This is a genomic window from Sporichthyaceae bacterium (genome assembly GCA_036269075.1).
Classification (GTDB): Bacteria; Actinomycetota; Actinomycetes; order Sporichthyales; family Sporichthyaceae; genus DASQPJ01.
This window is the reverse complement of the sequence record DATASX010000092.1, coordinates 1-13,029: the sequence shown is the minus strand read 5'-3', so window position 1 is coordinate 13,029 and position 13,029 is coordinate 1. Positions and strand designations below refer to the sequence as shown.

Below are 13,029 nucleotides of genomic sequence, written 5' to 3'. Positions count from 1 at the left end.
GACTTGCCCGACCCCGAGGCGCCCATGATCGCCAGGTACTGCCCCCGTGGCACGGTCAGGTCGACATGGGCGATCGCGTGCACCGCCATGTCGCCCTCGCCGTAGGTCTTGCGGATCGCCTCCAACCGAACCGCCGGACGATCACTTGGGATCCGCTTCCCCGCACCACTCATCGCCGCATCCCAATCTGGTCTGTGAGCCATCTCTGCTTACCGACCGGTCGGTTGCTTTCTACCATATGAGTGATCGAACAAACAAACCTGATTCGAAAATTCCCGACACGTTCAGCCTGCGGTCAGCGGCGGTCCGTCCCAGCGCTCCAGGTGTGCAAACTCCTCCACCGGCCCGCGCTTGAGCTTGGTGATCTGCTTGACCGGATGCCCGAGCGGCACGACCGCCGCCATCGCGACATGTTTCGGGATACCGAGCAGCGCCTGCAGCTCGGGTTCGGAGCCGATCGGCAGCGTGGTCATCACGCCGCCGAGGCCTGCCTCTCGGGCGGCCAGCAGGATGCTCCAGGCGAACGGGTAGATCGAGGCCCCACTGATCACCCCGACCCGGTCCAGTCCCGCGTCGACCGAGGCGACCACCGACAGGTCGAGGCAGATGAGCAGCAGCACCGGGGCGTTGCGGTAGTGCGAGGTGGTCCAGTCCGGGACCTCGGTCGCGGCGATCGTCGCGGCGTCGACCTTCGTCGGGTTCACCGTGTTCCACGGCTGCTCGCCGGCCTCCTTCTGGGCGGCATAGCGGCGCGCCACGGGCTCGGCGGCGGCCACGAACGCCGCCCGGGTCGCGGCGTCGCGGACAACGATCACGTGCCAGCCCTGGCGGTTGCCGCCGTTGGGCGCGAAGCGGGCCACCTCGAGCAGGCGGTGGATCTCGACGTCGGACACCGGCTCGTCGGTGAAGTCACGGGTGGCTGGGGTGGTGGTCAGAGCCTCACGCAGTTCCATGTCGGGCAGCGTATGACGCGCGGGATCATGGGCGCCGGTCGGTGTTCGGAGGGCAGGCGCGGTGATCGAGAAGCGTGACGTGACGGGGCCGCTGCCCCGCGTGCCGCGTGATGCGGCGGAGATCCGCACCCGCGGCGAAGCTCTGCTGGACGAGGTCGCCGACCGGTCGAAGGCCGGCGCGAAGGCGCGGCTGACTCGGCTACGCATCACGGCCCCACTGATCGGGCAGTCCGCGGTCGCGGCCGGGATCTCCTGGTACCTGGCTCGCCGGATCGGGGCCGGGGCCGGACCACCGTTCTTCGCCCCGATCGCCGCCGTCGTCTCGATCGGCTCGGCCCTGGGTCAACGGCTGCGCCGGACCGTCGAGCTGATCGTCGGGGTCTCGCTGGGGATCGGGCTCGGTGACCTCATCAGCGGTTTCATCGGCAACGGCACCGCCGCCATCATGCTGATGGTCGCGCTCGCGATGACGTCGGCGGTGTTGCTGGACGGCGGCCAGCTGTTGGTCTCGCAGGCTGCCAGCTCGAGTGTGCTGGTGGCGACCCTGACCAACTACGGCGGCACAGCGGGTTTCGACCGGTGCTGGAACGCGTTGCTGGGCGGCGCGGTCGGCATCACCGTCGGCCTGGTGCTGCTACCGCTGAATCCGTTGGCGGTGGCGCGGCGTGCTGTGCGACCGCTGGCCGCCGGCACCCACGACGGGCTGGTCGCGACGGCCGACGCACTGGCCAATGCCGACCTGAATGCCGCGCTGGTCGCTCTTCGGGTGCTGCGTGGCCTGAACCCGGCGGTCGCCGCGATGTCCACCGCGGTGGCCACCTGCGAGGAGATAGCCCGGGTCGCGCCGATCCGGTGGCGGGTCCGGGACCGCTTCGCCTCCTACGTCGAGGCCGCTCCGCAGTTGGACTACGCGGTCCGCAACTCCCGCATGGTGGCCCGCCGGGCAACCGTGCTGCTCCGGATCAAGGACACCTGCCCACCATCGCTGATCCACTCGATCCGGGTTCTCGCCGAGTCCTTCGTCGTCCTGGGCGACGAGCTCGGCGAGGGACCAGCGCCGACCAGATCCCGCCACTTGGTCCTCGAGGCGTTCGCCGAGGCGCGCGGCACGCTGGACGCGGACTCAGCGGATTCGGTCGTGGTGATGGTGGCTCAGGTCCGTTCGGTCGCCTACGACCTGCTGCGCGCCTCCGGGCTCAACCGGGCTCAGGCGCTGGAACTGCTCGACGCATGAGTGAGCGCGGCGAGTGAACCAATGTCTCAATCAGCCGGTGAGCATCAGCGACAGGCCGCCGAGGGTGAAGCCGACCATCAGCACCATCATCGGCAGCTGACCGAGGACGGCGGACCGCGCCGGCAACAGGCGCACGGCGCGGTCGTGCGCGCTGAACACCCCGACGACGTGGCCGATCACGATCGAGATCACCTCGACGCTGGCGATCGCGCTGACGGTCAGCAGGCTGAAGTTCACCTGCAGGTGCGCGGTGCCGAACCAGTTCGCCCCGTCGGACAACGGGTCCGAGGCGCGGATCAACGTCTCCTGCCCGACGAACAGCAGCAGGGTGAAGTAATGCGCCATCAGATAGCCGACGGAGATCGGAACCAGCGAGTGCGCGAACGACGCGGAGGCGCTCACCCGCCACGCCGCGCCGCGGCCGGTCAGCCGGGCCGCCAGGCTGAACAGGGCCAGCACCAGGATCGTCGAGGCGAGCAGACCGAGGGTGTCGTAGACGGCCGGGTACACCGCCGGGTGGTCGACGTTGTCGAACCACCAGTACGTGCTGGAGAACGAGTCGAAAACCGTCGAACCCAGCATCACGGCCAGCAGCGCGGCCAGGCCCGGGCGCGGCGCCAAAGTGTCGAGGTTCTCCAGCGGGTTTCGAATCACCAGTGCGCCGTCCGCGCGCCGGCCGAAGAACGACAGCCGGCCGACCACTGTGGAGAACACCTCGAAGCCGTCGCACCGGTCGAACCACTTGGTGCCGAACACCAACGCGCCCAGCAGGTGGACCCCGGCGTAGCAGCAGAAGTACAGCCGCAGCGTGCTCAACGAGTCGCGATCCGGGCCGCACAGTTCCAGCCACACGAACGAGAACAGCGACAGCGCCGCGAACCAGTAGCCGATCCGGTCCGACAGGCGCAGCAGCGGCCGACGGATGAACAGCAGTCCCGACAGCACGGCGTGGATCGTGCGCAGCGGGTTGAGCACTCGCCACACCGGGCCGAACAGCAGCGACGCGGGCACCAGTCCGACCCAGAAGATCACGTAGACGAACCCGGCAGTCGGGTTGGTGAGTACGTCCGGCCCGACGATGTCGGCGAAGGCGACGAAGCCGGTCACGCTCACGCCGAGTCCGCGCAGCGCACCGCGCAGTTCGGGGGAGTCCAGGAACTCGGTCAGGTGGCGGGGCAACGCCCAGCCGGACCATTCGCCGCGGAGCTTCGGGGTGCGCCACAGGACTGCCAATGCGGCGAACGACACCAGCAACGCGACGGCCGCGCCGGTCAGGGCGTAATGGAACGGCACGGGTAGCGCGGTCCGGGTGCCCACGCCGTGCATCTGGAGCAAGCTGCGCGCCACGCCGTCAGGGTAGGTCGACCTGTCGAATACTCAGGGGAATTTGACCAGGTCTGGACGTCGCCCGGTCAGTGAGTGACGCACACGGGCTTGCTGCCGTGCGGCGCGGTCCAACCCGAGGGGCCGAGCAGTTCGTAGAACACGCATCCGTTGCTGACGGCGTGCTGCTCGCCGGGGCTGAAGGTCAACGGCCCGGTCAGCCCGCCGAGGGAATTGTCGTGCACGCCGCCCAGCGCGGTGACCAGCATCGCCGCGGTGACCTGGCCGGTTCGGGCCGCAACGGGCAGGTGGGTGACGGCGGCCTCGAGCAGCTTCGCCGACGCCCAGGCCATGACCGAGGTGCCGTCCGCGACCTGGTTCGGCAGCCAGCGGGCCAAGGCCTGGTGGTACTCGCGCAGGCCCGGGGTGTCGTTCAGGATCCAGGGAGCCTCGGCGGAAACGCTCACCGCGCCGAATGCCCGCAGGGTCGGATCAGTCGCCTGGGCCGGAGTCAGCAGACCGCCGCCGGTACCGAGCAACGGTCGGTACCCGATCGCCTGGCACGACCGGATGACCCGGCCGACCGAGGCCCCGTCGAGGGCCAGCGTGAACAGGTCGACCTTGGCGTCGCGGGCGTTCAGGCACTGCGCGGTGTAGTCCGGCTGTGCCACCGAGACGGGCGCGTCGTAGACGAGCTCGGCGCCCGCTGCCTTCACGGTCCCGGCCCTGGCCCGCTTGTCCACCTCGGTGCACACGGGCGCCTCGACGCAGTAGAGCAACCCGACGCGGCGATGTCCGAGATCGGCGCCTTGCCTGAACAGGCCGATCGCCTGGTCGTCGAGTGCGGCGCTCTCCGGGAAGATCCACCGGCTTTCGAAGAAGTCCGACGTGCCCGCGAGGCCACCGATCTCCGGCACCTTGGCCGCCTCCAGCGCGGGCCGGAAGCCACCGATGGACAACGGAACCTCGCTGGCCACGAACGCCACCACGTGGTGGGAGGCGACCATTTGCTGGACCTCGGACGCCGCTCGCGCGGGGTCGCCGCCGTCGTCCTCGGAGTAGACCTCGACCAGGTGGCAGGCCAGGCCGCCGCGGGTGTTGATGTCCTTCGCCCAGGCCCCGAGCATGTTGCGGGCGCTGATGGTGATCGGGCCGGCGACGCCACTGAACGTGCCGATCTGGCCGATCGGGACCGGTGCGGCGTCGGCGTGGCAGGCGGCGTCGGCGGCCGGGGCCGCGACGGCCGGGCCGGCCTTTCCGGTCGCGGCCGCCAGTGCGGCCGCCGCGTGGGACGCGGCCGGGGCGACCACGGCGCCCGTGGTCACGGCCTTCTCGGACGCTGTCTTGACCGTTGTCGTCGGTGCGGCGCCAGCCTGCTGCGTCACCGGTGCGGCGATCCCGGTCGCCGCCGCCGCGGCGGCCTTGGCGGGATCCGGTTGCAGCTGGGCCAGCGTCTGCGGGGACAGGCGCACGGCGCCGCCCCCGGCGCCCGCCTCGATCGCCGTGCCCTCAACCCTGGTGCCGCAGGCGCTCAGCGCGGCCAGGCACACCAGGGCGACCAGCGCTCTCCGGCCCGCCGGGCCGGATGTACGGCGTACGGTCATGCCGAAGTTGTAAGCCCGCGCGCCCTTTACCGCAAGCCTGGGCGGTCCGTCAGCCCTTGGCGTGCAGTTCCTCGCGGACGATCTCCGCGCCTGCGGACAGGGCGCGCAGCTTCGCCTGGGCGATCATGCGAGGCAGGTTGATCAGTCCGCAGTCGGTGGACAGCCCGAGTCGGTCGGCCGGCACGAACTCCAGCACTGTGCGGATCCGGTCGGCGACCTCGTCGGCGGTCTCGGTGATCGTCGACTTCACGTCGATCACGCCGGCCACGAACGGCTTGTCCCAGTCGTTGTCCAGCAGTGGCTTCAGGTCGTCCGGTCCGGTGCGGGCAACCTCGTAGTTCAGCGCGGTGATGTTCGCGTCGTTGACGTGCGGGAAGATCGCCTTCGCGCGCTGCGGGGCGACGTGGGCGTTGCGGTCGCGGGTGCCGAGCTCCGAGGCCTTCCAGACGTTCTTCTCCTTCTCGTCCGGGAAATAGCCCGGGGTGCCGGAGTAGTTGCCCCAGCAGCTGTGCACCCACACGTCGCAGCCGACGCCCTCGGTGGCCGTGTTCAACGCGTCGATCTCCCAGTCGCCCATGCCGTAGGGCCAGACGAACTCGTCGAGCTGGATGATGTCGGCGCCGTTGTCGGCCAGCTCCTTGAAGTCCTCGTTCAGGGCCTTGCCGATCGCCTGCGAGATCGCCTTGATGTCCTTGTAGTAGTTGTCGGTCGCTGCCGCGGCGAGCACGCCGACGCCGCAGTAGGAGATCTTCACCGGCTTGTTCGTCGCCTTGCGGGTGGCCCGCAGCGTGGCGAGGTGGAACGGGTGCTCGCGCTCCACCGGTCCGACGCAGGTGGGGGAGAACAACGTGGAGTAGATCGGCAGCGGGATGTTCGGGCCGGACATCTTGAAGCCGGACATCCGCTCGTAGTAGTGGTACACGAAGCCCGCGTAGGCGCTGTCGCCGCCGAACACCTTGCCGTCCGCGATGATGTCGAGCCCGGCCATCTCCTGGTCGTGGACGATCGCCAGGACAGCGTCCTCCAGGGCCTCCCGGCTGATCGTGTCGTAGATGAACTCGCCCTTGGGATAGACGGCGAACGGCTGCCCGTCGTACCACTTCGGGTTCGGGTAGTTCCCGACCATCGTCGTGGGCAGGAGGATCTCCTGCGATCCGACCTTCATGTGTTGGGCTCCTTCGGGACGGTGTCTTCGAGCCTGCCCCCCACGGATCCCGACTCTATGACCGAACCCGGGGGGCTCCGCTAGAGGCGACGTCAGGGCACGGGTTCACGGCAGCTGGGCCCAGACCTGCCACGGCACGCGGGCCGGCTTGATCCGGTGGCCGTTGGCCAGGAAGAAGGCGCGCACCACATCGCCGCGGGCTGTCTGCTCCTCCCAACTTCCACCGCCGGCGGTCGAGAACTCCAGGATCTGCTGCTGGTAATGGGCACGCCGCAAGTAGCGGTACTCCACTCGGTCGAAGATCCGCTCGACCAGCTCTGCCGGGGTCTCCTCGCACCAGGTGCAGAAGGCGGAGAGCACGGCGGCGCGTGTCGTGACCTCGTCGGCCGACAGCCCCAGCGTGGTCGCCAACCAGGCCGCGACGTACGGGTCAGCCCGATCCAGCGGCGCCGCCTCCGGGGCCGCGGTCCGCGGTGACTCGTGCACTCGGTTCGCCTCGCGGTCCGCGGAGCGTTGGGCTGCACGGTCGGCGGGGGACGTCATGTCCGGAATTCCAGCACACCGCCCTAGGTAGATCTCTAGCCGGACGGGCTCGCTCCGAGGTTCGCCGCCGTCCTCGGCGAGCGCATCGCGGGGCTGAAGGCCTACTGTGAACCCGGCCTGAGGGTGAGCGAGTAGAGCGAGGTCCCCGGGTAATGCTTTCCGCAGCGGACGAGTCGATCGGGAGGCGCCGTGAAAGCGTGCACAGTCAAGCCGGGGGACCTCGCCGGCGCGGGCGTCGAGGAGATCGGCGAGCCGCCGGAGACGGACGGCCCGGTCCTGGTCGAGGGCCTGTACGTGGGCATTTGCGGCACCGACGTGGAGATCGCCAAGGAGGGTTACGGCCGGCCGCCGGAGGGCCACGAACGGCTGGTGCTGTTCCACGAGTCGTTGGGGCGGGTGCTGGCGGCCCCGGCCGGCAGCGGCTTCGCTCCCGGCGACCTGATCGCCGGGGTGGTACGCCGTCCGGACCCGGAGCCGTGTGCGGCCTGCGCGGCCGACCGGTGGGACTTCTGTCGCAACGAGCAGTTCACCGAGCGCGGCATCTCCGGTCGTGACGGCTACGGCGCGCAGCGCTGGCGGGTCGAGCCCAAGTTCGGGATCCGGCTGGACCCGGGACTGGGGCACTTGGGAGTGCTGCTCGAGCCCACCTCGGTGGTGGCCAAGGCCTGGGACCAGTCGGCTCGCATCGCGGCGCGGTCACCAGGCCAACCGCAGTCAGCGTTGGTCACCGGCGCCGGGCCGATCGGCCTCCTGGCCGCGATGATCGGGCGCCAGCGTGGGCTCCACGTCACGGTGCTGGACCGGGTCACCGAGGGGCCCAAACCGAAGATGGTCGCCGAACTCGGCGCCCACTACGTGACCTCGCTCGACGACATGCTCATCCCGCCGGACGTGGTTATCGAAGCCACCGGGATCGGGTCATTGGTCTTCGACGTGCTGGGCCGCACCGCGCCGGACGGGGTGGTGTGCCTGACCGGGATCTCGGCCGGCACTCGGGAGATCCCGCTGGCCGCCGAGGCGATCAACAAGGCGATGGTGCTGCGCAACGAGGTCGTGTTCGGCTCGGTCAACGCCGGTCTGCCGGACTACGCCGCGGCCGCCGCGGCGCTGGCCGCCGCCGACCCCGCCTGGCTCGGCAAGATCATCAGCCGCACGGTGCCGATGGCGGAATGGCCCGCGGCCCTGACCCGCCTGCCGGACGACATCAAGGTTGTCGTCGACCTGCAAGCAATCTGACGCAGCATCACCAGTCGCCGATGACGACGTTGGCCAGCAGGGCGGTCCAGCCGGTCTGGTGGTTCGCGCCGAGCCCGGCGCCGGTGTCCCCGTCGAAGTATTCGTGGAACCACAGCAGGTCCGCGGGCCAGTTGCGGTCGCCGGCGGCGGGCACTCGACCGTCCGGACCGGGCAGGTACAGGCTGATCAGTCGCTCGGCGACGATCTCGGCGGCTTGCTCCAGCGAGATCTCGGCGCCGGCGTACGGCACCGTGATGGTCTTACCCAGGCAGTGGGCGAAGCGGCGCAGTGCGGACAGCAGCAGATAGTTGACCGGCATCCACACCGGCCCGCGCCAGTTGGAGTTCCCGCCGAACAGACCGCTGTGCGACTCGCCCGGTTCGTAGGCGACGGTGGATGTGACGCCGTCCAGGGTGAGCGTGAACGGCGCGTCGCGATGGGCCGCGGACAGCGCCCGCAGTCCGTGCGGGGACAGGAACTCGGACTCGTCGAGCACGCGGGCGAGCACCCGGCGCAACTGGTCGGGGGAGGCGACCGAAAGCATCCAGCTGCCGTCCGGGGACGGGCCGGCAATGCCGCGGTTGAACTGTGGGCGGTGCTCGCCGAACCAGGCGAACCGTTCGGCGAAGTCGGGCAGCGCGGCCATGGTCTCCGGGTCGATCTGGAGCACCGCGATCAACGGCAGCAATCCGACCATCGAGCGGTAGCACAGCGGCACGGCGGTGCCGTCCGGGATCTTGAGCACGTCGTAGAAGAAGCCGTCGGGCTCGTTCCACAGCCCGCGGTTGACCAGGGCGGTCGAGATGTAGGTGAAGTGCTCGAAGAACTTCACCGCGACGTCGCAGTACACCGGGTCGCGCAACGCCAGCGTCAGCGCCATGTCGAGCATGTCCAGGCAGAACCGGGCCATCCAGCCGGTGGCGTCGGACTGCTCGAGCATGCCGGCGATCGGGACCCGGGAGCGGTCGAACGGTCCGATGTTGTCCAGGCCGAGGAAGCCGCCTGCGAACACGTTGTCGCCCGCCGCGTCCTCCCGGTTGATCCACCAGGTGAAGTTGATCATCAGCTTCGTGAAGACCCGCTGCAGGAAGTCGAAGTCCCGGCTGCCGTCGATCTCGAACACCCGTTTCGCGGCCCGGGCGTGCATCGGCGGGTTGACGTCGGAGAAGTTCCACTCGTAGGCCGGCAACTGGCCGTTCGGGTGCATGTACCACTCGCGGCACAGCAGCAGCAGTTGCGCCTTGGCCATCCCCGGGTCCACGTGGGCCAGGGCCACCGCGTGGAACGCCGTGTCCCAGGCCGCGAACCACGGGTACTCCCAGGCGTCCGGCATCACCAGCACGTCGTGGGCGTCGAAGTGCCGCCAGCCGGCATTGCGGCCGGCCTGCCGCTGCTCCGGCGGCGGCGGGTTGCCCGTATCTCCCCGCAACCAGGCGTCGACGTCGTAGGAGTAGAACTGCTTCGACCACAGCAGTCCTGACCAGGCCTGGCGGGCCACCCGCGCCCGGTTCGCGTCGCGCGGCAGCAGCGGCGCCCAGAACTGCTCGGCCTCGGCCTGACGGTCAGTCAGAACTGTTTCCCAGTCGGCATCCAGGTCGCCCGATGCCGGGGCCAGGCGCAGTCGTAGTTCGGCGGTGTCACCGGGTGCGACCTTCACCTGGTGCCACAACGCGCCCTTGGACCCGACCAGCGACACGTTGACCGTCGCGGCCCCGTGGACCACGTGGTCGTTGATGCCGTCCTTGGGGAACGGCGGTCCGGTCGCGGCGCCGAAGAGTCGCACCGAGTTGGTCTCGTTGCTGCACAGCAACGGAACGGCCGTAGGGCTTGCGGACAGGGTCATCGACGCGATCCGGGACTGCTCGGCACGCAGCCGCCCCGGGGCGCCGCGGATCACGTCCGGGGTGCGGCGCGCATGCGCGAACTGCCACGTGTTGCGGAACCACAGGTGCGGCAGGACGTGCAGCGTCGCCGTCCCCGGGCCCCTGTTGGTGACGCTCACCCGGACACAGATGTCGTCGACCGCGGCCTTGGCGAAGTCGATCCCGATGTCCCAGTAGCCCGCGTCGAGCACACCGGTGTCCGCGAGTTCGTACTCCGGGTCCAACCGGCCGCGGGCGGCGTTGCCGGCGATCAGTTCCTCGTAGGGGAAGGCCTGCTGCGGGTAGTGGTACCGCCATTGCATCCAGGAGTGCGTAGGGGTCGACTCGACGAACCACCAGTGCTCCTTGACGTCCTCCCCGTGGTTTCCCTGACTGTTCGTCAGACCGAACGCCCGCTCCTTCAGGATCGGGTCGACGCCGTTCCAGAACGCGAAGGCCAGGCAGAGGTTCTGGGCGTCGTCGCAGATCCCGGCCAGCCCGTCCTCGTTCCACCGGTAGGTCCGGGAACGGGCATGCTCGTGCGGGAAGGAGTTCCAGGCGTCGCCCTCGGCGCTGTAGTCCTCGCGAACGGTTCCCCAGGCCCGCTCGGACAGGTACGGCCCCCATCGGCGCCAGTCCGCCCGCCCGGCGTCGGCCTCGGCGAGGCGGATGCGTTCCGGGTCCGGCGTCACCCCGCTCACCTCCGCGCTGTTGGCGGAACGTTATCCGCCGCCGCCGCGCGGGATCAGCCCTGTACCTGGTGCGGGGTAGGCGCGTCGTCCGGGAGCGCCTGCACCGCCTGCACGACCGTGACCCCCCAGCCGAGGTCGGTCGGGGTCTCGCGGGCCGGGAGTTGGACCGTCAGCATCAGCCCGCCGGACGCCCGCGGGGTGATCGCGAGGCCGCCGTGATGGGCGCCGGCGATCGCCTCGATGATCGGCATACCGAGCCCGAGGCCCGATTCGTTACGTACACGCGCGGTTTCCAGGCGCTGGAAGGGGCGAAGCAGGCGGTGCACGTCGTCGGCGGTCAGTCGGGGGCCGGAGTTGCCGACCGTCAGCGTGGATCGACCGCCGGCGGAGGAAGTGCTGACCTCCACATGGCCGTCCTGGTGGTTGTGGAGCAGGGCGTTGTCGAGGATGTTCGCGATCATCCGCTCGATCAGGTGCGGGTCGCCGACGATCGGGGCCGCGGCCAGATCCGCGGTCATCGTGATACCCCGCTGCTCCGCGGCGGTGTGACGAGCCGTCAGGGCGGTCTGGGTGATGCCCGCCAGGTCGATCGGGTCATGGTGACCCAGGCCGGTCTGGCCCCGGGCGAGCGTCAGCAGCGCTTCGATCAGGCGCTCCTGCTCGGCACCGCTGGCGAGGATTCGTTCGTGGGCGGCCCGCAGGTCGTCGGCACTGGCCTCCGGATCGCCCAACGCCACCTGCCCGATCACGCGTTGGCGCGCCAGCGGTGTGCGCAGTTCGTGCGAGGCGTTCGCGACGAACTGCCGTTGCGCCTCGAACGTCGCCTGCAGTCGGGCGAGCAGATCGTCGAAGGTGTCGGCCATCTGCTTGATCTCGTCGTTCGGCCCGGGCAGCGAGAGCCGTCGTTCCAGGCTCGTGGCCGAGATCTGCTGAGCGGTGTTCGTGATGTGCCGCAACGGGCGCAGCACCCGCCCGGCCAGGATCCAGCCCAACCCGGCCGAGACCACCGCCATGATTGCCAGCGCGATCATCGACTGGATCAGCAACTGGTGCAGTTCGTCGGTGTGCTGATTGCGGGCCAGCCGCACCAGATGGGCGACCGCCTGGGAACGGTGCATCGGTGTTGGGCTCGGGCTCGGAGTCGGGCCCGCCGTGGCCGATGGATCCGGGCCGGCCGCGAGCGGCAGACCGTCGGGGCCGATCCGGGAGAGGTGCACGCCGGACAGGCCGTTGATCACGAACACGTCGCCGGTGGCCTCGGCCACGAGCGCGTAGATGATCGCCACCAGGCCGATCCCGGAGATCAGGAACAGCCCCGCGTAGGACGCGGTCAACCGCAGCCGGATCGTCGGGGCCGGACTCCAGAACTTCCTCACGTGACCGGATCCGCCATCCGATAGCCCCCGCGCGCGATGGTCTCGATCAGGTCGCGTTCGCCGAGCTTGCTGCGCAACCGGCTGACGGTGATCTTGACCGCGTTGGTGAACGGATCGGCATTGGCGTCCCACACGCGTTCCAGGATCTCCTCGCTGCTGACCGCTCTGCCACCGGCCGCGGCCAACAGCTCGAGCACGCCGAACTCCTTCGGGGTCAGGTCGAGCTCCCGTTCCCCGAGATGCGCCTTGCGCGCCGCGGTGTCGACCACGAGTTGGCCGTGGCGCAGGACCGGCGGGCTCACCGGGTGGGCCCGGCGGGCCAGCGCGCCGATCCGGGCGACCAGCACCGGGAAGTCGAAGGGCTTGACGAGGTAGTCGTCGGCGCCCAGGCCCAGGCCCTCGACCAGGTCGTGCACCTCGGCGGCCGCGGTGAGCATCAGCACCCGGGCCCGGCAGCCCGCGCCGAGCAGGGCCGCGCACACCTGGTCGCCGTGCATGCCCGGCAGGTCGCGGTCGAGCACGATCACGTCGTAGTCGTGGGTCAGCGCCATGTCCAGTCCGTCGGGGCCGGCGTAGGCGACGTCGACGCTCATCCGCGCGCGGCGCAGCCCGACCGCCACGGTCTCGGCCAGTTCGGTGTCGTCGTCGACCACCAGCACCCGCACTTTCCGCCCCTTCCGTCCGCGCCCACATGCGCGCGCGGTACCCAGCCTGCCCTCTGCGGGGTTGCGCCGAGGTATCGGCACACATTTCTCGGTCACCCATTTTGCGGTGTGAAACCGGGGCGAAACCGGTTGCGACGTAGAACTTCATGCGGGGCCGCGTCGGGCGGCCCCACCAAGAGCTCGCGAGTTGCACGGGAGTGGCCATGGGCAAGCAGGGGGAGCGCGGTCCCGCGGGTCGTCCGGCGGTTCGGTTGGAGGCGATCCGCAAGACCTACGGCGAGGGCGACATGGCGGTGCACGCGATCGCCCATGTCGACCTGACCGTGCCACGGGGGCAGTACCTGGCGATCATGGGCGCCTCGGGGTCGGGCAAGTC

Annotated in this window: 10 protein-coding genes; 2 read left to right on the top strand and 8 right to left on the bottom strand. The window is 69.9% G+C overall.

The genetic code is table 11. The annotated features are described in order from the left end of the window. Nucleotides 1-284: 284 nt before the first annotated feature. A complete protein-coding gene (locus VHU88_17310; protein ID HEX3613450.1) occupies nt 285-953 on the bottom strand; it encodes a nitroreductase family protein in 669 nt (222 codons plus the stop codon). A 61-nt stretch (nt 954-1,014) separates the two neighbouring features. Between VHU88_17310 and VHU88_17305 the strand changes: the two genes are divergently transcribed. Next, nucleotides 1,015-2,187, top strand: coding sequence for an FUSC family protein (locus VHU88_17305; protein HEX3613449.1), 1,173 nt, complete (start codon nt 1,015-1,017; stop codon nt 2,185-2,187). A gap of 30 nt (nt 2,188-2,217) precedes the next feature. Here the strand turns inward: VHU88_17305 and VHU88_17300 are convergent, their stop codons facing one another. The 4 genes from VHU88_17300 to VHU88_17285 all read right to left on the bottom strand — a co-directional run bounded on the left by VHU88_17300 (nt 2,218) and on the right by VHU88_17285 (nt 6,765). After that, nucleotides 2,218-3,534, bottom strand: a complete 1,317-nt coding sequence (locus VHU88_17300; protein ID HEX3613448.1) for a hypothetical protein — start codon at nt 3,532-3,534, stop codon at nt 2,218-2,220. Nucleotides 3,535-3,599: 65 nt separating this feature from the next. Beyond that, complete coding sequence (locus VHU88_17295) at nt 3,600-5,114, bottom strand: ABC transporter substrate-binding protein (GenBank protein ID HEX3613447.1); 1,515 nt, start codon at nt 5,112-5,114, stop codon at nt 3,600-3,602. Nucleotides 5,115-5,163: 49 nt separating this feature from the next. Beyond that, nucleotides 5,164-6,279, bottom strand: a complete 1,116-nt coding sequence (locus VHU88_17290) for a cobalamin-independent methionine synthase II family protein (GenBank protein ID HEX3613446.1) — start codon at nt 6,277-6,279, stop codon at nt 5,164-5,166. 105 nt (nt 6,280-6,384) lie between these two features. Further along, on the bottom strand, nt 6,385-6,765 hold the full coding sequence (locus tag VHU88_17285; GenBank protein ID HEX3613445.1) for a hypothetical protein: 381 nt from the start codon (nt 6,763-6,765) through the stop codon (nt 6,385-6,387). A 246-nt stretch (nt 6,766-7,011) separates the two neighbouring features. Between VHU88_17285 and VHU88_17280 the strand changes: the two genes are divergently transcribed. Further along, nucleotides 7,012-8,058 (top strand): glucose 1-dehydrogenase, encoded by a 1,047-nt coding sequence (locus VHU88_17280; GenBank protein ID HEX3613444.1) that lies wholly within the window; start codon nt 7,012-7,014, stop codon nt 8,056-8,058. Nucleotides 8,059-8,065: 7 nt separating this feature from the next. Here the strand turns inward: VHU88_17280 and VHU88_17275 are convergent, their stop codons facing one another. Genes VHU88_17275 through VHU88_17265 form a run of 3 tightly spaced genes read right to left on the bottom strand, consistent with a single transcriptional unit; the run spans nt 8,066 to nt 12,653 of the window. After that, entirely contained in the window at nt 8,066-10,621 is a 2,556-nt protein-coding gene (locus VHU88_17275; protein ID HEX3613443.1) for a hypothetical protein, read from the bottom strand. Between the two features lie 44 nt (nt 10,622-10,665). Then, nucleotides 10,666-11,988, bottom strand: a complete 1,323-nt coding sequence (locus VHU88_17270) for an ATP-binding protein (GenBank protein HEX3613442.1) — start codon at nt 11,986-11,988, stop codon at nt 10,666-10,668. Continuing rightward, on the bottom strand, nt 11,985-12,653 hold the full coding sequence (locus VHU88_17265) for a response regulator transcription factor (protein HEX3613441.1): 669 nt from the start codon (nt 12,651-12,653) through the stop codon (nt 11,985-11,987). The genes VHU88_17270 and VHU88_17265 overlap by 4 nt, the downstream gene beginning before the upstream one ends. Between the last annotated feature and the right edge of the window lie 376 nt (nt 12,654-13,029).

Coding starts and splice junctions, on each gene's coding strand:
- VHU88_17290 (HEX3613446.1), bottom strand. CDS start 6,279: ATGAAGGTCGGATCGCAGGAGATCCTCCTGCCCACGACGATGGTCGGG.
- VHU88_17310 (HEX3613450.1), bottom strand. CDS start 953: ATGGAACTGCGTGAGGCTCTGACCACCACCCCAGCCACCCGTGACTTC.
- VHU88_17295 (HEX3613447.1), bottom strand. CDS start 5,114: ATGACCGTACGCCGTACATCCGGCCCGGCGGGCCGGAGAGCGCTGGTC.